We start from the raw sequence: 22,176 nt of genomic DNA, 5'->3' as shown, positions 1-22,176 counted from the left end.
TTTCGCCGGAAACGATTTGCTACACGCCGCGAGCCGGTTCGTTCCGGCTCCTACCACGTGCGGTCGTGGCGGAATTGGTAGACGCGCAGCGTTGAGGTCGCTGTGGGGCAACCCGTGGAAGTTCGAGTCTTCTCGACCGCACCAGCTTTATCCAATAAGCTACTATTTTTATTGCGCAATTTTGTGTTTCCCTGCAGTTCTTCCCAAGACTGTTTATGCAAGCTGAAACACTGCCCGGACCTGCGGGTGGTTTGGGCGCGGAACGCCGCGCACTAACCGCGTGGTTTGACGCAAAGCCGTCATACGGCAAGGCCGTTGCCGGAAGGCAATGCATCTCTCAGCTACTCATTCGCCCCCACGCCTGAAAGATGCGCGGCAGGGATATGGTCGTGTCCGGCCGGTCGGCAAAGGCTTTGATCTCGCGCGTCACATGGTCGACCTCTTCGGCGGAGGCGATGCCCGATGTCGCGATCGCCTCGGCAATCGCCGCCATGGTGAGCGACGTGGTCTGCTTGACGTCGCGGCTTCGCCCGAAGGGCTGGACGAGACAGGAGTCGACACTGGCAAAGCCCGCGCTCTCCAGAAGGCGGACCAGCCTGCGCCCGATGAACGGGTCGCCGCCGCGCGCCTTGAGCGTCGCGACAAAGAGCTCGCGATAGCGGTCGACGGCCGGACAAGGCGGATCGCAGAACTGGCCGGCATAGTCGATGTCCTCGACGATCAAGACCCCGCCGGGCGCCAGTGCCGCCCTCGCTCTCGCCAGCACGTCCTCCGGCCTCGCGAGATGCGTGAGTACGAACCGGATATAGCCCAACGCGGCGCCCGAGACCGGCCACGGATCGAGCACGCTGGCCTGGTGAAACGCGACATTGGCGAGGCCGCGGTTGGCTGCCTCTTCGCGGGCCGCCGCCAGCTTCTCTTCGTCGAGATCGAATCCGACGACGCGGCCGTTTGAACCGATCCGAGCCGCCAGTTCGAAGCTGACGTGACCGCCGCCGCAACCGGCGTCCAGCGCCAACATTCCGTTCAGTGGTTCGAAGCGGTCGAGAAGCGCCCGGGTTGCCGGCGCCAGCACGCGCGAAATGAGGGTGAGCCGCGACCGCCCCTCCTCGCCACCCTTGATGATGTAGGTCCGGAGTTCCTCTGCCTTGGCCATGGGTTTTTCCCCAATCGCTATTGCCGCTGGTTGCTATTGACGCTCACGTTGGGCCAGCATCGGCGCCAAGCGGCCCGCCTCCTTCCACAGCAAAGTGCCATAAGGCGCCGCGGGCGATCAACAACGAAGCTCCCCGTTGTTACAGACGTAACCAAACTCCGTTTCGCTGAAATCATTCTGTAGCGAAATTCTCCGAGACAATGCCGTTCTCGACATGAGAGCAGCGGAGCGCGAAGGATGAGCCTATCACCAGTCATGTAACGTCGTCAGAAACCTTGTCTCGGCGGTCGGGATCATGGCCACCGTACTTGCTCTGATCGCGGCGGCACCCGCGCAGGAAGTGACACTGACGGTGGCCGACCAGAATCCGCCGACTATCCGGGCCAGACCCTGGTGAAAGGGACGGAAACGTGGAACGCGGTGCGCGCCGGCATCGTCGACATCGGCTGGTGCTTCCACGGCTACTGGCCGGACATCACCCCGCTGTCGGACGTGATCACCCTGCCTGGCCTGCCGATCACGTCCGCCGAAAAAGGCAGCGAGGTGTTGTGGAAGCTCTACGAAAAGTTCCCCGCCATGCGGAAGGAATATGCCGAGATCCAGCCGCTGGCGCTGCGGACGAGCCATCCGTACTTCCTCCTCACCACTAGCAAACAGGTGAAGACGCTGGATGACCTGAAGGGTCTCAAGATACGCGTGACCGGCGGACCGCCGACCGAGCAGATGAAGGCGCTGGGCGCCGTGCCGACACTGGTCCCGATGCCGGATGTCTACCAGGCTCTCGACAAGGGCTTGGTCGACGGCATGGGAGCGCCCTGGGAGGCGGTGAATGCCTTCCGGCTTTACGAGGTCGCGAAATACGACACGATCGCGCCGCTTTCTGCCGTGTACGGCTCGCTGTGCGCCAACAAACAGAAATAGGAGAGGCTGCCCACGGACATCCGCGACGCCATCATGAGCGTCAGCGGCCTCGAAGGTTCGAAATTGTGGGGCAGGAACTTCTTCGACGCAGCCGAACAGGCAGCCCTCGACAGGGCCGAGGCGGAAAACCGTGAGATGATCCGCTACGCGATGCCGACGGAGGAGGTGGCGCGCTGGAACAAGATCGCCGCTCAGCCGCTCTGGGACGCGTGGGTCAAAAAAAATGGAAGCCAAGGGCCACGGGGAGGCTCGACAGATTCTCGAAGCCACCGTCGAGATGTTGAACGACTGACGGTCGCCGGTTCCCAGAGCGAGACGACGCCTCGACGAAAATTCATCCTTCAAGAAGCCGATGTCCGACACGATGCCACCTTCCCACGACATGACCGTTTTTGGACGAATCGAGACGTGGCAGCGGCGTTGCGAGCTCATGCTCGCTTACGTCGCCGTCACCGCGACCGCAATCATGATGCTGCTGACCAGCGCCGACGCCGCCTGTCGCTATTTTTTGAACAGCCCGATCCTGATCGCCTACGAGCTCACCGAGAAATACTTGATGACCGCGGCAATCTTTCTCGGCCTGCCCTCCGCATTTCGAGGCGGAGCCTTCGTCCGGGTGACCTTTCTGGTGGATCGGCTTTCGCTGTCGCTGCGATCGATTGCTGAGCACCTCGCATACGTCATTGCCATACTGTGCTGCCTGGTATTCGCGGCGGCGACCGTGCAGCAGGCATACCGCTCGCTCTCCGACCCAACGACACTGAGTGCGCTTCCAGTTCCGGTCAGCCCGGCGTACTTGCTGGCGCCGCTCGGCTTCCTTGTTCTTGTGCTGGCAATCCTGACCAGTCCGCCGCGTCCTGACCGGTCCGCCGCATCGTGAACGTTAGCCGATGCTTACCGCGCTTCCCCTTGTCGCCCTGGTCGCGCTTCTGCTGCTCGGCGTGCCGATCGCGGTCGCGCTTGCCGCGTCGGGCATGCTGGGCATTTATGTGGTGACCGGCGATCTCGCCAAGATGCTGGGCATCGTCGCCCTGACGCCGTTCGATACGGTGGCGAACTATGCGCTCACGACGATCCCGATGTTCATCCTGATGGCCTATTTCTCGGCTTCGAGCGGGCTGGCGCGCGACCTTTACACGGCGGCGAGCAACTGGTTGTCGCTCATCCGCGGTGGGCTTGCTATCGCCACCATGTTCTCCTGCGGGGTTTTCGGCGCGATGTCTGGTGCGAGCGTCGCCGCGGCCTCGGTGATGTCGAACATCGCCATGCCGGAGATGCGCCGGCACGGCTATTCCGACGAGCTTGCCGCCGGCGCGATCGGCGTCGGCGCGACGCTCGACATCCTGATCCCGCCAAGCGTCGCCATGGTGATCTACGGGCTCGCCACGCAAACTTCCGTCGGCAAGCTGCTGGTCGCCGGCATCGTGCCCGGCATTCTGGCCGGCATCCTGCTGGCATTGACGATCTATCTCTGGGTCACGATCAGCCCGGCGCATGCGCCTAAGACCTATCGCGCTCCGGCCAGGGAGCGCTGGGCAAGCCTGGCGCGCGTATGGCCGAGCCTGTTGCTCATCGTCGTCGTGATCGCGTTGCTCTACCTCGGAATCGCGACTCCGACCGAGGTCGGTGCGGTCGGCGCGTTGATGGCGGGCGTGATCGGCGTCGCATTAGGCAGGTTGTCGGCGCACGACGTGTTGCAGGCGCTGAAATCGACGATTCGCATCTCCGCGATGATTTTCCTGATCCTGATCGGCGCGACCTTGTTCGGCCACTACATGACGCTCAGCCGTATCCCGCAGGAGATCGTCGCGTTGGTGACCGCTATCGATCTCAATCGCTGGGTGGTGATCATCGCCATTTTGGCGGTCTACTTCGTCATCAGCATGTTCATGGACGAGATCCCGCTGCTGCTTCTGACATTGCAACTGACGTTCCCGCTCATCACTTCGCTCGGCTTCGATCCGATCTGGTTCGGCGTCGTTTCCATGATGATGGTCACTATCGGGCTTGTCTTCCCACCGATCGGCCTTGTCGCGTTCGTCGTTGGCACAACCGCGGGAGCCGACCTGACGAAGGTCTACAAGGGCACCAGCATCCTGACGATTGCGCTCGGCGTGACGACAGTGCTGCTGATCATCTTCCCGCAGATTGCCCTGTGGTTGCCGGCGACAATGCGCTGATCTCCGTTGCTACAACTGTAATCAAATTCCTCCTCCTTGAAATTATTCCGTAGTGCCGCCCATCGACTATCGCGCCCAACATTCTCGTCAATCAGGAGAGCGCGATGTATCGAAACGGCATTTTTCCGCACGAAGTGCGCCGAGCCCTCGATGGACAGATCAAGGGAATCAACTCGGCAAGAACCGCAGGCAGGCGCGTGTCAGATCCTGACATTCAGTCGCTGCTGCGACCGCTTTACGAGAAGCGCTACGGCTCGCGCCGAAAACACGCCGGCTATCAGCGATCCAGCCGCTGACTCGGTTCGGTATCGCTTTTTCCCAACGAGCCGGGAGGGACAACACCGATGTGTCCGAACAAGGATCGGCAAACCCGAGAAACCGATGATCTTCTGTTCAACTGGCGGCAGCGGCAGGGTCCTTTGGATCTGCTGGCGCTGGAGCATAGGGCGCGCCAGGCGCGAGCCGAGGCTCTGCGGATCCTGGCCCGTAGCGCAGTCCGGTGGTGCCACTCGCTCCCCTTGGCGGGTTCGCCGACCGGACCCGGCGTCAATGCGCCCTCGGTCGAGGCTCACGCCCGCGACCAAAAGTCAAAAAGCTGAAGACGAAAGCTAGAGCGTTAGGCAGCCAAAACGTCTTCGTCTGGCGTTCGACAAAATGCGTTGAAACAAAGAGTTAGAGCGCGGTTTTGGTTCCATCGAGACGCAAGCGCTCTAGACGCGGCTTTCCAGCCGCGAGAGCAGGTAGTCGACCTCTTGTCTGGCCGCCGCCGACAACGCACTGCCCGGCTTGCGCTGGGCATCGGACGCGATGGCACCCCGCTTCATCATCACATATTTGCGTACCGCAAGTCCCACGCCGGGTTGCTGTTCATAGCGCAGATAGGGCAGGTGGGCGTCGAAAAGATCGTGCGCCTTGTCGCGCTCGCCGGCGGCAGACAGTTTCACCACGTCGACCAGCATATCGGGGAAGGCGTAGCCGGTCATCGCGCCATCGGCGCCGCGCTCCATCTCGAAGTCGAGGAAGAGTCCGCCATTACCGGTGAGGATGGACAGCGGCCGCAGCGAGCCGTCCTTCTGAAAGCCGCGCAGCGCGCTGATCTTCTCCAGGCCCGGCCAGTCCTCGTGCTTGAGCATGAAGCAGGCCGGATTGTCGGTGACGATGCGGCGGATGACGGCCGGCGTCATGACGACCGAGAGGGTCAGCGGATAGTCCTGCAGGACGAAAGGAACATCCTCGCCGACCGCTTCGGATGCGTTGCGGAAATAGGTGACGATCTGGTCGTCGGTGCGCAGCGCCGGCGGCGGCGCAATCATCACGCCCTGCGCGCCAACTTCCATCGAGGCGCGCGCAAGGCTGCGCATGGCGGCGAAGCCAGGGGCAGAGACGCCGACGATGACCGGCAGCTTAGTGCGCGCCACGATACGTTTGACGATCTCGAGCGATTCGCCGGCGTCGAGCTTCGGGGCCTCACCCATGATGCCGAGGATTGTCATCCCATCGACGCCGCAGCGCTCGTAGAAATCGACCATCGAATCAAGTGATTCCCAGTCGATCTTGCCATCCGCCTCGAACGGCGTCGGGGCAATGGTGTAGACACCTTTGGTGTCAGGACCGATGGCCATGAGATCCTCCTAAATTCAGCTTTCAGTCGTAGCGCAGGACCGATGGTCCGATCCAACCCGGCAGTTGGTCCGGACGGGCGGGCGCGAAGATTTCGTAATGGACGCAGCCTTCCGGTCCCGTGCCGATCGCGCAATGGCGGGGCCGGCGGGAAAGAAAAGAAGGTCGCCCGGATGTGCGTCGAAGATCTTGCCGTCAATGGTGAGCTTACACATGCCCGATACCATGACAAGGATCTGCTCGTTGTCGTGCCAGTGCGGAACGGAGCCATCTTTTGAGTGACAGCCAGGCATTGAAGTAACCGCATGGTAAGCTTGCTTCGCTATCACATTCATAATGCTACCGATGTCGGCATTTGAACCTTGGTAAATTAGTATGCTCTTAATTGCGGAGGCAGGGGACTACAGTCCATCGACAAAATGGTCATTGCGCCTTGCGTTCTTTTTAGCAATCTACGTGGTGTGCGCGTCTGCAATAAGTCCACAGTCTTTCTTCCACCTAACGCTGGTTTATGCCCAGAAGTTCGCCGCCGGTATTCCGATCTTGTTTGTTGCTGGTGTCTGTTCCGCTGCGCTTATTTATGGTCGAGGAAAACCAACTCGCTACGCCGTAGATTTGGTCCGAGCGCGCTGGCGTGGCTGTTTTCTGGTGCTGCTGTTCTTCTTCGCCAGCTTGACCGCGTTCTCTACCTACAAGATGGCCATCCCGTTCGTCGTTCCATTCTATGCGGACAACTGGTTAGCCGATCTGGATGAATGGTTGCACGGGGCAGCGCCGTGGGAACTCACGCACAAGCTCGACAGCAACACTTGGTCGATCGTCGTCTTCAACAGCTATGAGGTCATTTGGTTTTTCCAGTGGTTCGGCACCATGCTTTTCGTGTCTCTCTGGTCGGACAAGATTGGCCGCGTCCGCTACCTCTGGGCAGCCGCGCTGACGTTATCCATCCTCGGCACTGTCCTGGCCTTGGCGCTGGCATCGGTTGGGCCGATCTACTACCACCAGTTTGTTGGCGAAGACCGCTTCAACGGACTCAACGCCGCCATGGACGGTCTCGACTATAGCCACATGGTGCGGGAGCCCGCTGCATATCTGCTGACGGCTTACCAGAGCGGCCGGCCAGACCTTGGCGGCGGCATCTCGGCCATGCCAAGCATGCACGTCGCCTTTGCCACACTGAATGCCTATCTGCTTTCTTCCCTCAATCGCTGGCTCGGTGTTCTCGGTTGGATCTTCGCAGCCCTGATAATGTACGGTTCGGTATATACCGGATGGCACTATGCTGTTGACGGCTACGTCTCCATCATTGTGGTGTCGGTGATCTGGTGGGTAACCGGACGCCGGCCAGCGCAAATTGAGACACAGTTTGTGATACGCCAACCCATAGAAGGTTAGGTGCGCAGCGCCTGGCAATGTCAGCCAGAGGCAACCCGCGGAAAAGGGAAGGTCTTGCGTCGATCCGGGGAATGACTTTGCCAAAGTGAAAATCCAGCTTTAACCTTCCGCAACGCATTCCAGGTCGAGCACCCGGTTTTGATACTCGACCTGCCTGGGAAAGCCGGACGCAATGGAGGCATCTTTATGAGTGACAGCCAGGTGAGGATTGCAGGAGGGGACACCATTCGAAGCCTGCATGCCGACCTGCCAGTCAACGCCACGTTCCATATCTGGCTTAAGGCGACCAAGCCGGACGTTCCGGGCTCGCTGTCTTTTTCCAATGTCCGTGGCAAGTTCGGCGAGGTGAGCGTTACGAACGCCGAAGAGTATGAATTCAGAATTTTTCACGTCTTCGGCGGCGGCAGTGTCGAACTGGATTACGACACCTACCAAACATCGGTATCGGTTGCCTATTGGTTCGCATTGGCCGACGTGCTGGAGACAGGCATTACAGTTCTCCACACCAATCCCGGAAATGCGCCGCCGAACATCCCTGACAGCTATCATTTTCGTCCGCCCTTCGGCTGGATGAACGATCCAAACGGATTCGGTCGGTTTGGAGGTCGCCCACATCTCTTTTACCAGCATTATTCACATGGACTTCGGTGGAATACGATGCATTGGGGCCACGCCGTCTCTTCCGACTATTTGCGGTGGCGTCACATGCCCATCTTCCTGTTCCCGTCGGAAGATCTTACCGCAAGGCCCGACAAACGGGGCGGTGCATATTCCGGCTCAGCCGTCCCGCTTGCCGATGGCCCGGGCATTCGCGTCTTTTTCACCGAGCAGGTACAGGACCGTAGCCCGGAACAGCAAATCCAGCTCACTGCCACTTCCAGCGACCTCATCACGGCGGGAAATGCTGACGTCATCCTGCCCTACCGCCCGCTTGACGAAGGATTGACCACCGATTTTCGCGACCCGTACGTCTTCAAGGGACCGGATGGCCGTTGGAAAATGCTGCTGGGCAGCCAGAGCGATGAGGGTGGCGTTGTCCTGCTCTACGAAACCCATGACCATACGGCCGCCACCGGCTGGACATATATCGGCAAGCTTCTGGTCGAGAAACACTATCGGACGACGGCGATCGAATGTCCCTGTCTGCTGCCGCTCGACGGGCCCGCGACCGATCCCGCGACGCGCTGGGTTCTAATTCTCGGGCTGATGAACAGCGAGGACCAGTCCACCCGGCGCAAGAACCTGACAATGGCTATTGTCGGCTGGTTCGATGGTCAGACCTTTGCCAAGGAATTCGAACAGGAACTGGACTTCGGGACGGATAACTACGCCTTCCAGGCCTTCGTCGACGGTGATGCCATTGTCGGTATAGGATGGCTTGCCAACTGGGCCGACACCGGACCGGCGATCGATTTCCCCACAGCCATGACGTTACCTCGCAATATCCATCTGTCTGCAGGCGAGTTGCATACCCCGCCCATCGGTGCTGCCGAGAGCCTGCGGAGCCATATTCTGGACCGAACACGCCTTGCAGCCGGAGAGCAGGTAAGCTTTATCAATGGCGCCGTCGAAATCCTGTTCGAGTTGGAAAGGCCGGGTGCCCATTTCCGCCTGAAACTCCAACATCCAACTGTCCGACTTGAAGTTGTGGTTGACGACGAGGGACTTGCCATTTGTCATGAAGACGGCGGCGCAGCGGAATCTCCTCACTATATCGCCAAGGGAGCCCGTCCAAAACGGCTGCGGATATTCCTCGACTACGGATCGATAGAGGTTTTTGCGGATCGCGGTCGTTGGGCTGGCACGAAGCGGATCAGCGGTTTTGAGCCGGTACAATCGGCACGTCTCATCGCCGAGACGGGGGCCGTTCTACACGCGACGGTATGGGCGCTCAAACCTTGACAGGGAGATCAATATTTTCAGCTCAGGATCGGGCGTCCGCAAACACCGACCAATGAGCGAGGCCTTCGACGACGCCAAGGGCGAACTGTTTCTTCGCGCTGTAAATCAGCGGGTTGTCCCGCGCCATGTCAAGCAGTTCGGGAAGGGCATTGGCAACGACAATCCCACGCGCACCCGGCAGGTCGAACATACTGCGATCGTTGTTGGTATCGCCGGCGACCACCACCTCATCCAGACCGATGCCGAGTTCATTGCAGAGCCAGGCCAGCGCCTGCCCCTTGTCTGCTGAACGCGGCAGGATGTCGAGATCGCGTCCACTCGAATAAACCATCGTCACCGACAGGCCGGCTTCGGCCAGAGCACGCTCGATGCTGGCAAGGGCTTCCGGACTTGCGTCGAGCAGGTACCAACTCGATTTGAAGGCGTGTTGATAGCCGTCGGGTTGACGGACGGTGTCTTCGAGCGATCCGAGCACCGCATCGACCTTTTCAAGAGACCAGCCTTCCGAAAACCTCTGGGTAAAATGCCCGAGGCGCGAGGTGTGCCGCGGACCGGCGAGCATCGTACCGACACCGCCGATCACGTAGTCCGGCGCTGGCAGGGCGACTTCGTCGACGAAGTTCAAAATGTCGTCGGCCAGACGACCGCTGTTGTAGACGAGAACCGGCCGGTGCTCGGGATCGAGAGCTTCCCATTTTAACCGAAAGCGTGACGTCGCCGGCGGATCGCCCGCCAGAGTCCCGTCGAGATCACTCGATAGAAGCGCGATCGGTTTCAATCGCCGTCGTTCCACGGCTCGTCCCAATCATGGTCGTCGACCGCCTTCAACACTGGACGTCCCTCGACAAGGCTGACCAGCTGCTGCGCGATACCTGTCCAGGTGAACAGGCTGCGCGCCTTGTGCGCACCCATGCGGCCCAGTCGGCCATAGAGGCGCGGGTGCTTCATAGGCTTGACGATGGTGATGCCGAGATCTTCCTTGTCGAACGGATCGCCAAAAAGCGCGTGGCGGCCATAGCTGATCCCGCGATAGAGGCCGCCATGGATCGTAACCACGGTCGGCGTTCCGCAGGCCATCGCCTCGATCGCGGTCATGCCGAACGGCTCGTAGCGACTCGACAGGACGAACATGTCAGCCGCCCGATAAGTATCGGCCAGATCCTCGTCGGCAACATAGCCTGAAAAGACGACACGATCCTGCAAGCCTAGCTGTTCAACCTGTTCCTTGAGCTGGTTCAGGATCTTCTGTTCCTGCTCGTCCATATTCTCGCCGCCGACAGCGAGCCTCAGGACCGCATCCGGCACGCGCGGCGCCACCACGGAAAATGCGTCGATCAGCAGGTCGTAGCCCTTGTTGGTGGCGAGCCGGCCGAGCGCCAGGATCGTTCGCCCCTCGAAGCCGAGCCGATGGCGGATCAGCCGGCGAGAAGCCTCGCTGACAGGAAAGAACCGGTTGTCATCGTAACCGGGCGGGATCATGTGCACGCGGTCGCGCTCGAGACTGTAGTCTTCGACCAGCATGTCCACCTGCGGCGGCGTTGTTGCGATCACCATCGCGCAGCTTCGATAGATGATCGTCTCGTGCTTTATGCGCTCCGTAAAATTGAACTCGGCCTCGAATGTATCGGCCTTGTCCGGGTAGTCCGTCTTCATCTGGCGCTGCTTCCATATGCCGAGGGAATGCGGCGTATGGATGTGCGGGATAGTGAGCGCTTCCGACAGTCGCTGCCCCGCCACGCCCGCATCCCAGTAGTGGCTGTTGATGAAGTCGTAGGAGAGGTTTTCCCTGCGAATGAGGCGTAGCGCGTTTTCACACCACTCGAGAAGGTGGCGGTGAAGATATTCCTTCGGAATAAAATCGCGTCCGCCACAGGCGACACGCAGGACACGAACCCCGTCTGCCACTTCATCGACAGGAGGCTGGTCTTCAAATCGCCGCGTCCAGATATCGACGGCATAGCCCAACTGGGCCAGCTTTTTTGCAAGCTCCAGGACGTAGACCACCTGTCCGCCGGTATCGGCCGCGCCGAGTGGTGGGTTGGCAGCTACGTAGCCGTGGGTTGAAATGAGTGCAATTCGAGGTGTCGCCGCATCCGAGTTGACGTCCGGCATCTGTATCCTTCTCTACGATTCTGCACGCCCGCAGTCGAAAGCGTGCGCCAATTCACAACTATAAGGATTCCACCCTCCATTCGCAAATTCCGAGCATGCGCTCAGGTCAACGCATTTGACGTGATGATAAGGCAAACCGGCTCTGTCGCATATTTCGGTCACCGAGTTGCCTGGAATCGACGTTCGACGGTTCTTCGAGGATTTACGGTGTCCAACGGCTGCCATTTCGATCAGTCTGTCATCCCTTGCGCCCGTTGGTCTCTGACCTCATCGCCCGAGCCTTCGCGTCCTTGAGGAGAGGGCCGAGTGCGGCATCAACGTCTGTCGGGCGATCCGGTTGCACCAGCCTTCGCTCCACGGCGGGGAAGGGCGTATTTCGTTTGATATTCCCACGCGTTGCGCAGAGGCGGACTCTCAGGTCGAATCGTGCCGCCGCACTATCTTTGTGTTTGAGCATCGGATTTTTCCCAAAACCGGTTTCCACTTTTGGGTCCAATGTTCTAGACGTGACAGGCACCTTTTCCGGAATTCTGATGGCGGGAGGCGCTGGTGGAAGGCCAGGACGAACAGACGACCGGCGCCAGGGCCGCTGACGGCAGCCATGCCGACATTTATGGCGAGGACGGCGCCATTCTGTCGTCGTTCTTGGCCCAGATCGGCGCCGCGATCGCCGATCGCGACACGCTGACGCTGAAGCGTGAAGTCGACGACCTGCACCAATCGGAACTCGGCGATCTGCTCGAGGCGCTTCATCCCGAACAGCGCCGCGCGCTGGTCGAATTGCTAGGCGCCGATTTCGATTTTTCCGCGCTGACCGAGGTCGACGAGGCGATCCGCCGCGACATCGTCGACAGCCTGCCCAACGCGCAGATTGCCCAGGGGGTGCAGGATCTCGATTCCGACGACGCGGTCTACATTCTCGAGGATCTCGAAAAGGAAGATCAGGACGAGATCCTGTCGCAACTGCCGTTCACCGAGCGGATCAGGCTGCGCCGCTCGCTCGACTATCCCGAAGAGACCGCCGGCCGCCGCATGCAGACGGAGTTCGTCGCGGTGCCGCCGTTCTGGACGATCGGCCAGACCATCGACTACATGCGCGAGGACCAGAACCTACCCGACCGCTTCAGCCAGATATTCGTCATCGACCCAAGCTTCAAGCTGCTCGGCGCCATCGACCTCGACCAGATCCTGCGCACCAAGCGCTCGATCAAGGTCGAAGAGGTGATGCATGAGACCAGGCACGCCATTCCGGCCACGATGGACCAGGAAGAGGCGGCGCGCGAATTCGAGCAATACGACCTTCTCTCCGCCGCCGTCGTCGATGAGAATGACCGGCTGGTCGGCGTGCTCACCATCGACGATGTCGTCGACGTCATCCAGCAGGAAGCAGAGGAGGATCTGCTGCGCATGGGTGGTGTCGGCGATGAAGAACTGTCGGACAGCATTCTTTCGACCTCGCGCTCGCGCGTTCCGTGGCTTCTGGTCAACCTCGGGACGGCCTTCATCTCGGCCTCGGTGATCAGTATATTCGGTGCGACGATCGAGGAAATGGTCGCACTTGCCGCACTGATGCCGATCGTCGCCTCGCTGGGCGGCAATGCCGGCACGCAGACGATGACAGTGACCGTGCGCGCGCTCGCCACACGCGACCTCGATATCTACAATGCCGGTCGCGTCATTCGCCGCGAGGTTGTGGTCGGCTTGCTGAATGGCATGGTCATTGCGGCGATCCTCGGGCTGGTCGCCGGCCTCTGGTTTCACAATCCCGATCTCGGTTTCGTCATTGCCGCGGCGATGATCGTGAACATGCTGGCTGCGGCACTCGGCGGCATTCTGATTCCGCTGTTCCTCGACAGGCTCGGCGCCGATCCGGCGATTTCATCATCAATCTTCACGACGATGATTACCGACGTTATCGGTTTCCTCGCCTTCCTTAGCCTTGCCACCTGGTGGTTGCATCTGGGCGCGGGAGCCGGATAAGGCGTTTCAATTGACTTTTACGTAAGTTGCGTGCGAGGTTTGGATGGAGAGCTGCCGGTCGATTCCGGTGCGGGACGAGCCCTTTTGTGAATGAAGGCATCGCCGCATGATGGCAATCGCGCCGTTTTCCGGGGTTTTGGAGTAACGATGCGGGAATATTATTCGATCACCGAACTGACCCGCGAATTCGATGTTTCGACGCGGACTCTGCGCTTCTACGAGGACGAAGGGCTGGTGCAGCCGGTACGGCGCGGCCGCACGCGGCTGTTTCGCCCGTCGGACCGGCACCTCATCCGCCAGATCATGCGCGGCAAAAGGCTCGGCTTCTCGATCAACGAAATCCGCGAAATCATCCAGATGTACAAGGAGCCGCCCGGGGAGGTCGGTCAGCTCAACCTGATGATCAAGCGCATCGAGGAAAAGCGCGAGGATCTGCGCCAGAAGCGCCGCGACCTCGAAGAGACCTTGGCCGAACTCGACCAGGCCGAGGAATCCTGCGTCGAGCGATTGGTGGAACTCGGCGTCAACACCTGAGCGGCATTTTTGATAATTCTACTGGCGCTCAGCTAGCGTGGTTTTCTGCCAGAGCGAATTCTTAAAAAGACCTTGCCGCACGCCTCAAATCCAGCGCCGCACCTTTTTAGCGTAATCCCGGTATTTCTTGCCGAATTTCGCCGTCAGAACTCTTTCCTCGCCCTCGATCGCCATCTTCTGCGTTGCGAAGGCGGCGATGATCGCCAGCGGCAGGAACCATACGATCCCCGAGATAAGGGCCACGCCGATCAGCAGCAGCGTGTTGGCCAGATATATCGGGTTGCGGCTGACGGCGAAGGGGCCTGATGTGACCAGGTGATCGGGCACGGCGTTTGGGTGGAGAGTCGTCTTTGCCCGGATCATGGTGCGGATCGCCGTGAACCAGAGCGCGACGACGCCGAACAATGCCACCCAGCCGGCCGCGAACAGGATGTCGCCCAAAAGGCCGCCGATCCATGGCAGCGGATAGAGCAAGCCAAGCGCGACGCTGACGGCGATGGCCGCGACATAGATCAGCGGCGGCCAGGGTATACCCCCCGGTCTCGGCTGCCCCGGTTTCTGTTGCCCAGGTTTCTGTTGATGGTCGGTCATTGTGCTCCTCCCTCCATCAAAGTGCTGTCGGCTTTGGCAGTGCAGGCGCCGGCGAGCTCGTCGAGATGTGCCTTCCATTCCGCAGCCTGGTCGTTGCGGTAGAGCCGATCAAGCGTGGCCTCGCCCTCGAGCGTATCGAGCATGCACACACAATAGCTGGAGCAGAACTCCGTGTCGCGCGATTGCTCGCACGAAGTCTGGCATTCTTTCAGGAAGGTGACCTGCCTGGTCTCGACCGGTGCCGGCATGACTTGCGAAAAAAGCCAGATCGAGCCGATCAGCACCGGCTGGTGGATCAGATAGAAGGCGAGGCTGTGCCGGCCGATAAAGACCAGCGGATTTGTCCAGCGGCCGGGCGTCAGGCCTGCCAACCGCGCCAGCAGGCCGGAAGCGGAGGCGAGTTTTGCCGTCGCGATGCCCGCAAGCACGGCGCCGAACCATGGAAACAGCGGGACATAATCGTTGGAGCGCGGATTGGTTGCCGACAGGCCGACCCACCACAGGGCCGGATGATCGAAGATCTCGGACCTGAGGTAGAGCGGTGCGGTGATGACGAAAGCCGCGACAACCAGCGTCAGCAGCGCCGGCAGCCGCAGGAACGCCAGGCCGAGCAGGCTGGCGAGCGCGATCTCGTGCAGGATGCCGAAGAAGATGAAACTGTCGGGCGTGGCAAGCCTTGTGGCGGCCGATATGGCGAGCGCCGCCCCGGCGACCATGGCGAAGCGTTTCCAGAAGCCGCTCCAGCGGATCTGTTTGCCATGGGCAAGGAACAGGCTGACGCCGACCAGGAACAGGAAGGTCGAAGCGATGCAGCGCGCGTAGAATTTCCACCAGCCGAAGGCGGTCAGGCCGGGATCGGTGTAGCCGAAGAATTCGAGATCCCAGGTGAAATGGTAGCTCGCCATGGCTAGCAAGGCGAAGCCGCGTGCGACGTCGATGGAGATGATGCGCTTGGATCGGTCCTGAACGGCCGGCGTAGGAATGCTCATGATCTCGCAATCTGATTCAGCACTGCAAGACGACTATCATGGTTGCCCCGGACAAAAGAAGGCGGGCTATCGCCGGTACCGCCCCAAGGTTCGCTTTTAACCTCTGGATCGCAGCACTCCACGGCCGTGACCTTGGAGCGTTGCAGCGTTGCAGCGTTGCAGCGTTGAAGCGTTGAAGCAATCAGATCGTCTCATTGGAAGGCTGAAGCCAAGTGGCGCTTTCGCGCTGGTAGCTGGCGGAATTTGGTTTGCCGGGCGCAGCGATTCTGCCTATAGTCGCAGCCGTCGTCGGTTCCGTTTTGGAACCAAGAGGGAATGCGGTGAGGGCGATTTTTTTGCCCAATGCCGTGGCTGCCCCCGCAACTGTGTGCGGTAGTCCTCTCCATGTGCCACTGAAGAGTTTCTTCGGGAAGGTGGGGAAGGGCGCTGATCCGCGAGCCAGGAGACCTGCCGGCGACAGGAGAACTGACTTCTATGCCCTCGGGTGGAGGGCGAAAGGACAAGACATGAATACCGCTTCCGTCTCGCTCGGCGCTTCCGTCTCCTCGCAGTCGCGCTTCGTGCAGCTGGCGCTTGCTGCATTTCTCGGCATTTTCGTCATGGGCTTTGTCGGCTTCTCGCATATCGATGCGGTCCACAATGCCGCCCACGACTATCGCCATTCGATGGCGTTTCCCTGCCACTGACGAGGGGCTGACATCATGACACTGTTTCGCAACGTCGTGTTCATCGCGGCGATCGCAGGGCTTGTGGCTGGCGTCGTTCTCGCCTGCATGCAGGCCTTTGCCACCGTGCCGCTCATCCTCAAGGCGGAAGTCTACGAACAGGCCGGCGGTGGTCACACGCATGACCATACCGCGGCGCCCGCCGCGAACGCCACGGACGCCAATGCAATGAGCAGCGCCGAACCGGCCGAAGCTGCCGCTCCGGCTGCGGAAGACGAAGGCTGGGCGCCGGCCGACGGTTTTGAACGATTCGCCTTCAATGTCGTTGCCAACGTCGTCACCGGCATCGGCTTTGCGCTGATCCTGGTCGCCGCTTCGGAGTTCGCCGGCGGCATCGGCAATTGGCGTCAGGGCCTGTTCTGGGGCCTTGCCGGCTTTGCGGTGTTCACGCTGGCTCCAAACCTCGGCCTGCCGCCCGAACTGCCGGCTATGCCGGCGGCCGATCTCACCCAGCGCCAGATATGGTGGACGGCGACGGTGGTGGCGACCGCGGCCGGTCTCGGGCTGCTCGCATTTCGCAAATCGCTGCCGCTGGCGCTGCTTGCCATGGCGTTGATCGTGGCGCCGCATATCGTCGGCGCGCCGCAGCCCGACAGTTTCAAATCGCCGATCCCGGAAGGCCTGCACCACCAGTTCGTGGTGGCGGTGACGCTGACCAATCTGGTGTTCTGGCTGGTGCTCGGCGCCGTCGTCGGCGCGGTGCGCGGCCGCTTGACCGGCACCGCGACCGGCCTGCGCGACAGCTTTGCCTGATCCCGTTGCTCCCGGCGGGAGGCTGACCCTGGTCATCGGCGGTGCGCGCTCCGGCAAGAGCGCGCATGCCGAAAGATTGGTGACGGCCTGTCCGGCGCCGTGGGCCTATATCGCCACGGCGCAAGCCTATGATGACGAGATGCGCGAACGCATCGCGCTGCATCGGTCGCGGCGCGACGAGGGCTGGACGACCATCGACGCGCCGCTCGATCTCGTCGGCGCGATCAAGGCGCTGCCTGACGGCCGGCCCGTCCTGATCGACTGCCTGACGCTGTGGCTGACCAACCATATGCTGGCCGAACATGACATTGAGGCCGAATGCCGATGGCTGGCGGATGTGCTGTCGCGGCCGCGAGGGCCGTGGTTCGTGGTTTCCAACGAGGTTGGCCAGGGCATCGTGCCCGACAATGCGCTGGCTCGCCGGTTTCGCGATGCCGCCGGCCGGCTCCACCAGCAGGTCGCGGCCGTCGCCGGCACAGTGCTGCTGATGGTGGCGGGACTGCCGCTCAAGGTGAAATGAGATGACCGATATCGACGACCGGGACGAGGAACGCCACCGCGCCAAGATGGCCAAGCGCAAGGCGGTGCAGGACGCAGAGGTCGCGGCAAAGACGGTCGAGAAGGGGCTGCTGATCGTCAACACCGGGCCCGGCAAGGGCAAAACCACTGCCGCCTTCGGGCTGGCGCTGAGGATGCTCGGCTACGGCAGGCGCGTCGGCGTCGTCCAGTTCATTAAGGGCAAATGGCACACCGGCGAGAAGGATGCTTTTGCCGCCTTCGGCGACCGGGTCGTCTGGCACACAATGGGCGAGGGCTTCACCTGGGAAACGCAGGATCTGAAGCGCGACATCGCTGCCGCCGAAACTGCCTGGGCCAAGGTGCTCGAATTGATGGCCGATCCTTCGATCAGCCTTCTGGTGCTCGACGAGCTGAACATCGCACTGCGCTACGATTATCTTGATCTCGACAAAGTGGTGGCGGCGCTGAAAGGGCGCCGCGAAAACCTGCATGTTGTCGTCACCGGCCGCAACGCCAAGCCGGCGCTGGTCGATGCCGCCGATCTTGTCACCGAGATGGGCGTGACCAAGCATCACTTTTCCGCCGGCGTGAAGGCACAGCAAGGCATAGAGTTCTGAACATTCCGAAGGAGGCGTCATCGGCGAAGCGGCCGATCTCCTCCTTGCAGGGAGATGCCCGGCAGGGCAGAAGGGGTGCTGTCCCTCGAAGCCTCAAGACGTGGGTTCCTCGCCCACCGAGGTGGCCGCCAAGCGGCCGGAGAGGGGGCTTGTCGTAGAGCGCGGTTCCCCCTCTCCGTCTCGGCTTACCAACCTCCAAGGCTGAAGGCTTCCTATTTTGTTCTTGCTTTGTGCCGGCAGTTATGCTATTGAAATGAATATGCTGCTGATTTGCCCCAGCGACCCGCCTCCGAGGCGGGTTTTTTGTTTCAGCCGATGTCGACCGGCCGCGTTGCAGGTCTGGACTGGACGTCACGCAGCGATGACGATCACCGACAGCAAGCCGAACAGCGCGATCAGCAGAAAATCGGCAACCCGGTAGAGTTTCAGCGCCTGTCGGATATCGGCGCTCTCGGCATCGCGGTGGCCGCCTTCGCCCATGAACGCATCGTCGACCATGACGCCGTCATAGGAGCGCGGCCCGGCTAGCGCCAGGCCGAGCGCGCCGGCCATCGCGGCCTCAGGCCAGCCGGCGTTGGGCGAGCGGTGTTTCTTCGCGTCGCGCAGCACTGTGCGCCAGGCGTTACCGGCATCGGCGCCTTTGACGAGGAAGGCGGCCAGCACGATGAGCAGTGCGGTCAGTCGCGACGCCGGCAGGTTGATCAGATCGTCGAAGCGCGCCGCCGCCCGGCCGAAGGCCTCGTGGCGCGGCGTGCGGTGGCCGATCATCGAATCGGCGGTGTTGGCGGCCTTGTAGGCGACGCCGCCGGCCAGCCCGCCGACGCCGATCCAGAAGACAGGCGCGACGACGCCGTCGGAAAAATTCTCGGCCAGGCTTTCGATCGCCGCGCGGCAGACGCCGGCTCTGTCGAGCTTTTCCGGATCGCGGCCGACGATCCGTGAGACGGCAGCACGGCCGATTTTGAGTCCGCCATTGTCGAGCCCGTCGGCCACCGCCTCGACATGCTCGGCCAGGCTCTTCTGCGACAGCAGCGATGTCGCCAGAATTGCCGTGAGGACCAGTCCGGCTGGAATGCCCGAAAGCACGGTTTCAACCGCGAAAGCGATGGTGGCCGGCACCAGCACGATGATCAGCAGTGCATCAATGCCGCGCCGACGACGGACGGCGTCGGAATCAGTGGCGCGGTTGAGCCTGCGGTCGAGAAAGGATATCAGCCTGCCGAACCAGGTGACGGGATGGCCGATGGCGCCAAGCAGCCAGCCCGGGTAGCCGACAGCGAATTCAACAACCAGTGACAGGAAAGCGATCAGGATCGACATGAAGTCTCTTGATGGAGCGGCGGCAGTGTTGGATCACGGCGGAAGCCTTGGCCGGGCGATGGCGCTTTTTCCCAATGCGCCGCAGCCCTTTGTCGACCTCTCGACCGGTATCAATCCGCACTCCTACCCGTTTTTTGAGTTGCCCGCCACCGCTCTGTCAAGATTGCCGGAAGCTGCGCGGGTCCGTGATCTGGCCGACGTTGCGGCAAGCGCCTACGGCGCGCCATCGGCAGCGAATGTGGTGGCCGCGCCGGGCACGCAGATCCTGTTGCCGCGCGTCGCCTCGCTGGCGAGCCCCGGCAAGGCGCTGGTGCTCGGGCCGACCTATGCCGAACATCAGCGGGCGGCGGCGATCGTCGGTCATGCGGTGATGGAGGTCGACGATTTCGAGGCCCTGGCAGGAGCCGACCTCGCCATCGTCGTCAACCCCAACAATCCGGACGGGCGCGTCATCGCACGCAAGAGGCTGCTTGAGCTTGCCGGAAAATTGCGCGCCAGAGGCGGTCTGCTGGTCGTCGACGAGGCGTTCATGGATGTCGGCCCGCGCGCGGAAAGCCTGGCCGGCGATGTCGGCCAGGGTGGCGTTGTCGTGCTGCGGTCCTTCGGCAAGTTCTTTGGTCTTGCCGGCCTGCGGCTTGGCTTTGCACTGGCCGACGCGCTGACGGTCGAACGGCTGGAGGCGCAGTTCGGGCCGTGGGCGGTTGCCGGACCGGCGCTCGAATATGGGCTCCGCGCGCTTGCCGACAGCGGCTGGCAGGCCGAAATGCGGCGCCGTCTGGCAGAGGATGCCGCGCGGGTCGATGCGCTGTTCGGCCGCTTCGGCGTTGCTGTTGCCGGCGGCACCACGCTGTTCCGCTATATCAGGCTGTCGGACGCCGCCGGTCTGTTTTCGGTGCTTGGCGAGCGCGGCATCCTGCTTCGCCATTTCTCCGACCGTCCGCATGTGCTGCGCGCCGGGCTGCCGGGCGGCGACGAGGAATGGCAGCGGCTCGAATCGGCTCTTGCCGACTGGGCGCAACAGCGCGACGATGACGCCAAGGAGATCAAACAATGATCCATGTCTGTTCGCTGTCGAAAATCGAGGAAACAGTCGCGAAGACCGGCGCCGAGTGGCTGCTTTCTCTGCTGGCCGCCGGTACCGAAGTGACGCGCCCGGCCTCGATCTCCCGGGAAAACCATCTGCATCTGGTCATGCACGACATTGCCGTGGCGCAAGAGGGCATGACCATGCCGGGCGAGGAGCATGTCCGCAACCTGCTCGATTTCGCGCGCCGATGGGATCGTGCAAGGCCGCTGGTCGTGCATTGCTATGCCGGCATCAGCCGGTCGACCGCCTCGGCCTACATCATTGCGGCAGCACTGGCGCCGAAGCGCGACGAGGTCGAATTGGCTGAGACTTTGCGCGCGCTGTCGCCCTCGGCAACACCCAATCCGCGATTGATTTCGGTGGCCGACACGCTGCTTGATCGCAACGGCCGGATGATCGAAGCGATCCAGGCGATCGGGCGCGGCGCGGATGCTTTCGAAGGCACGCCGTTCGAATTGAGAATCTGAGCCTAAAAACAAATTTCAGGAAAAGTGCGTAGGAGTTCTAGGACGCGGCCAAAGGGGGCGAATGATGATCGGGAGAATTTTGGCCATCTTTGTTAGCGTGGTCTGCGCGACAGGCAGCGCCACGGCCGCGTCCATGCCGGCTCTCAAGTCGATCGACCTGGCAGCGCTCCAAGCCACCGTCGAAGGTTTGGCCAAGGAACTTATGCTGCCCGGTGCCATGGTTTTGCTCACGACTCCGCGGGGCAACCTCGTCTTCGGCTACGGTACGACTGAACTGGGTGCCACGAACCCGCCGCGCGCCGATACCCACTTCCGTGCGGCCTCGAACACCAAGACGATGACCGCCGCTGTCATCGTGCAACTGGTGCAGGAAGGGAAACTGAGTTTCGCTGATCCGATCTCGAAATACGTCCAGGGCGTTCCCAACGGCGACGAGATCACCATTCGGCAGCTCATAACAATGCGGAGCGGCCTCCCTAACTTCACCAATGCGCCGGAACTTGCCGAAAGCCTGGACAAGGAACCTTACAGGGTATGGACCGCTGACGAAGTACTCGGCATGGCGTTCAAACGGCCGCCGGACTTCGCGCCGGGTGCCGAATTCGAGTACAACAACACCAACTACTATCTGCTCGGCCTTGTTGCCGAGAAGATCGACGGCAAGCCGCTCTCGACCATCTTCCGGGACCGTCTGTTCGGGCCGCTCGGCATGAAGAACACGGCGTTGCCGCCGGCCACGTCGAACGACATCCCCGAGCCATACTCAAACGGCTACCTCTACGGCAGTACCTCGTACGCCCTGGCTGATTCGCCCTATCCGGACGACCTCCAGGCTGCGGCCAGGGCGGGAACGCTCAAACCCAACGACGATACATGGCAGAATCCGTCCGCCTATTTTGCGGCTGGCGGAGTCATCTCCACCGCGGATGACCTCGCGACCTGGATGCGCGCGCTGGTCGGGGGCAAGCTCTTCAATGCCGACTTCCAGCGGCAGTGGCTAGCAAGCCCTGAGGCGCCGGAGCCGGGCGAACCTGCCATGCAAAAATACGGCTATGGCATCCTCACGCTGACCTTCGGGCCTAACGAAATCTACTATCACGAAGGCGAGATGCCCGGTTACCAGTCCTTCATGGGCTACGATCCGGCTAATGACGTCACCCTGGTCATATGGACCAACCTGACTCTCGCGCTCGACGGCCAGGCGACCGCCAACACCTTGATGGTGAAGATACTGGACGAAATCTACACGGTGTCGCCGCTTCAAGAGGTGAAGTGAGGACCCTCGCGCGCGAATGGAATCGCCCCTCG

At 61.5% G+C, this 22,176-nt stretch carries 23 protein-coding genes, 1 tRNA gene and 1 riboswitch; of the genes, 16 read left to right on the top strand and 8 right to left on the bottom strand.

Annotation, left to right across the window (positions count from 1 at the left end):
- Positions 1–59 precede the first annotated feature (59 nt).
- Positions 60–144 (top strand) — tRNA-Leu (locus tag BQ8482_RS36025).
- 193 nt (positions 145–337) lie between these two features.
- On the opposite strand, the gene BQ8482_RS36020 is transcribed toward BQ8482_RS36025, so the two are convergent.
- Positions 338–1,156 (bottom strand): methyltransferase domain-containing protein, encoded by an 819-nt coding sequence (locus BQ8482_RS36020; protein ID WP_123151857.1) that lies wholly within the window; start codon positions 1,154–1,156, stop codon positions 338–340.
- A gap of 393 nt (positions 1,157–1,549) precedes the next feature.
- Between BQ8482_RS36020 and dctP the strand changes: the two genes are divergently transcribed.
- The 4 genes from dctP (at position 1,550) to BQ8482_RS40870 (ending at position 4,856) form a co-directional block, all read left to right on the top strand.
- A complete protein-coding gene (gene dctP, locus BQ8482_RS36015) occupies positions 1,550–2,077 on the top strand; it encodes a TRAP transporter substrate-binding protein DctP (RefSeq protein ID WP_208867962.1) in 528 nt (175 codons plus the stop codon).
- Between the two features lie 352 nt (positions 2,078–2,429).
- A complete protein-coding gene (locus BQ8482_RS36010) occupies positions 2,430–2,957 on the top strand; it encodes a TRAP transporter small permease (RefSeq protein ID WP_123151855.1) in 528 nt (175 codons plus the stop codon).
- A 10-nt stretch (positions 2,958–2,967) separates the two neighbouring features.
- Positions 2,968–4,257 (top strand): TRAP transporter large permease, encoded by a 1,290-nt coding sequence (locus BQ8482_RS36005; RefSeq protein WP_123151854.1) that lies wholly within the window; start codon positions 2,968–2,970, stop codon positions 4,255–4,257.
- 344 nt (positions 4,258–4,601) lie between these two features.
- A complete protein-coding gene (locus tag BQ8482_RS40870; RefSeq protein ID WP_123151852.1) occupies positions 4,602–4,856 on the top strand; it encodes a hypothetical protein in 255 nt (84 codons plus the stop codon).
- Between the two features lie 111 nt (positions 4,857–4,967).
- Here the strand turns inward: BQ8482_RS40870 and BQ8482_RS35990 are convergent, their stop codons facing one another.
- Together BQ8482_RS35990 and BQ8482_RS40865 are read right to left on the bottom strand one after the other, a co-directional pair.
- Positions 4,968–5,879, bottom strand: a complete 912-nt coding sequence (locus tag BQ8482_RS35990; protein ID WP_123151851.1) for a dihydrodipicolinate synthase family protein — start codon at positions 5,877–5,879, stop codon at positions 4,968–4,970.
- A gap of 15 nt (positions 5,880–5,894) precedes the next feature.
- Positions 5,895–6,170, bottom strand: coding sequence for a cupin domain-containing protein (locus tag BQ8482_RS40865; RefSeq protein ID WP_425294171.1), 276 nt, complete (start codon positions 6,168–6,170; stop codon positions 5,895–5,897).
- Between the two features lie 82 nt (positions 6,171–6,252).
- Between BQ8482_RS40865 and BQ8482_RS35980 the strand changes: the two genes are divergently transcribed.
- Complete coding sequence (locus tag BQ8482_RS35980) at positions 6,253–7,272, top strand: phosphatase PAP2 family protein (protein WP_123151850.1); 1,020 nt, start codon at positions 6,253–6,255, stop codon at positions 7,270–7,272.
- Between the two features lie 186 nt (positions 7,273–7,458).
- Positions 7,459–9,174, top strand: coding sequence for a GH32 C-terminal domain-containing protein (locus tag BQ8482_RS35975; protein WP_123151849.1), 1,716 nt, complete (start codon positions 7,459–7,461; stop codon positions 9,172–9,174).
- Positions 9,175–9,196: 22 nt separating this feature from the next.
- Here the strand turns inward: BQ8482_RS35975 and BQ8482_RS35970 are convergent, their stop codons facing one another.
- The gene (locus BQ8482_RS35970; protein WP_342211013.1) at positions 9,197–9,967 is read right to left on the bottom strand and encodes an HAD-IIB family hydrolase; all 771 of its coding nucleotides are present in this window, start codon (positions 9,965–9,967) and stop codon (positions 9,197–9,199) included.
- Positions 9,949–11,286 carry a glycosyltransferase family 4 protein gene (locus BQ8482_RS35965; RefSeq protein WP_123151847.1) on the bottom strand — a complete coding sequence of 446 codons (1,338 nt, stop codon included), beginning with the start codon at positions 11,284–11,286 and terminating at the stop codon, positions 9,949–9,951. Before BQ8482_RS35965 ends, BQ8482_RS35970 begins: the two co-directional genes overlap by 19 nt.
- A 549-nt stretch (positions 11,287–11,835) precedes the next feature.
- Here BQ8482_RS35965 and mgtE point away from each other — a divergent pair.
- Together mgtE and BQ8482_RS35955 are read left to right on the top strand one after the other, a co-directional pair.
- Positions 11,836–13,266 carry a magnesium transporter gene (gene mgtE, locus BQ8482_RS35960; RefSeq protein ID WP_123151846.1) on the top strand — a complete coding sequence of 477 codons (1,431 nt, stop codon included), beginning with the start codon at positions 11,836–11,838 and terminating at the stop codon, positions 13,264–13,266.
- A gap of 147 nt (positions 13,267–13,413) precedes the next feature.
- Positions 13,414–13,800: a MerR family transcriptional regulator gene (locus BQ8482_RS35955; RefSeq protein ID WP_023685221.1), complete on the top strand. Its 387-nt coding sequence runs from the start codon at positions 13,414–13,416 to the stop codon at positions 13,798–13,800.
- Between the two features lie 84 nt (positions 13,801–13,884).
- Here the strand turns inward: BQ8482_RS35955 and BQ8482_RS35950 are convergent, their stop codons facing one another.
- Positions 13,885–14,391, bottom strand: a complete 507-nt coding sequence (locus tag BQ8482_RS35950; protein ID WP_123151845.1) for a methyltransferase family protein — start codon at positions 14,389–14,391, stop codon at positions 13,885–13,887.
- The gene (locus BQ8482_RS35945; RefSeq protein WP_123151844.1) at positions 14,388–15,380 is read right to left on the bottom strand and encodes an acetyltransferase domain-containing protein; all 993 of its coding nucleotides are present in this window, start codon (positions 15,378–15,380) and stop codon (positions 14,388–14,390) included. The genes BQ8482_RS35950 and BQ8482_RS35945 overlap by 4 nt, the downstream gene beginning before the upstream one ends.
- 272 nt (positions 15,381–15,652) lie before the next feature.
- Positions 15,653–15,849, top strand: a riboswitch (cobalamin riboswitch).
- Positions 15,850–15,886: 37 nt separating this feature from the next.
- On the opposite strand from BQ8482_RS35945, the gene BQ8482_RS35940 reads away from it, so the two are divergent.
- The 4 genes from BQ8482_RS35940 to cobO are packed head-to-tail and all read left to right on the top strand — an operon-like array spanning position 15,887 to position 17,994.
- Positions 15,887–16,066 (top strand): CbtB domain-containing protein, encoded by a 180-nt coding sequence (locus BQ8482_RS35940; protein WP_095494621.1) that lies wholly within the window; start codon positions 15,887–15,889, stop codon positions 16,064–16,066.
- A gap of 15 nt (positions 16,067–16,081) precedes the next feature.
- Entirely contained in the window at positions 16,082–16,858 is a 777-nt protein-coding gene (locus tag BQ8482_RS35935; protein ID WP_123151843.1) for a CbtA family protein, read from the top strand.
- 22 nt (positions 16,859–16,880) lie between these two features.
- Positions 16,881–17,378 carry a bifunctional adenosylcobinamide kinase/adenosylcobinamide-phosphate guanylyltransferase gene (cobU, locus tag BQ8482_RS35930; RefSeq protein WP_123152086.1) on the top strand — a complete coding sequence of 166 codons (498 nt, stop codon included), beginning with the start codon at positions 16,881–16,883 and terminating at the stop codon, positions 17,376–17,378.
- Between the two features lies 1 nt (position 17,379).
- On the top strand, positions 17,380–17,994 hold the full coding sequence (gene cobO / locus BQ8482_RS35925; protein ID WP_123151842.1) for a cob(I)yrinic acid a,c-diamide adenosyltransferase: 615 nt from the start codon (positions 17,380–17,382) through the stop codon (positions 17,992–17,994).
- Positions 17,995–18,345: 351 nt separating this feature from the next.
- Here cobO and cbiB read toward each other — a convergent pair whose 3' ends face one another.
- On the bottom strand, positions 18,346–19,314 hold the full coding sequence (cbiB, locus tag BQ8482_RS35920; RefSeq protein WP_123151841.1) for an adenosylcobinamide-phosphate synthase CbiB: 969 nt from the start codon (positions 19,312–19,314) through the stop codon (positions 18,346–18,348).
- Here cbiB and cobD point away from each other — a divergent pair.
- The 3 genes from cobD (at position 19,313) to BQ8482_RS35905 (ending at position 22,144) form a co-directional block, all read left to right on the top strand.
- Positions 19,313–20,368 carry a threonine-phosphate decarboxylase CobD gene (gene cobD / locus BQ8482_RS35915; RefSeq protein ID WP_123151840.1) on the top strand — a complete coding sequence of 352 codons (1,056 nt, stop codon included), beginning with the start codon at positions 19,313–19,315 and terminating at the stop codon, positions 20,366–20,368. The two genes, cbiB and cobD, sit on opposite strands and share 2 nt — an antisense overlap.
- Positions 20,365–20,868 (top strand): tyrosine phosphatase family protein, encoded by a 504-nt coding sequence (locus BQ8482_RS35910; protein ID WP_123151839.1) that lies wholly within the window; start codon positions 20,365–20,367, stop codon positions 20,866–20,868. The genes cobD and BQ8482_RS35910 overlap by 4 nt, the downstream gene beginning before the upstream one ends.
- A 79-nt stretch (positions 20,869–20,947) precedes the next feature.
- A complete protein-coding gene (locus tag BQ8482_RS35905) occupies positions 20,948–22,144 on the top strand; it encodes a serine hydrolase domain-containing protein (protein WP_208867957.1) in 1,197 nt (398 codons plus the stop codon).
- Positions 22,145–22,176 lie beyond the last annotated feature (32 nt).

Origin of the sequence: Mesorhizobium delmotii (assembly GCF_900149755.1) — a bacterium.
Lineage (GTDB): Bacteria > Pseudomonadota > Alphaproteobacteria > Rhizobiales > Rhizobiaceae > Mesorhizobium > Mesorhizobium delmotii.
This window is presented reverse-complemented; position numbering and strand designations above follow the sequence as displayed.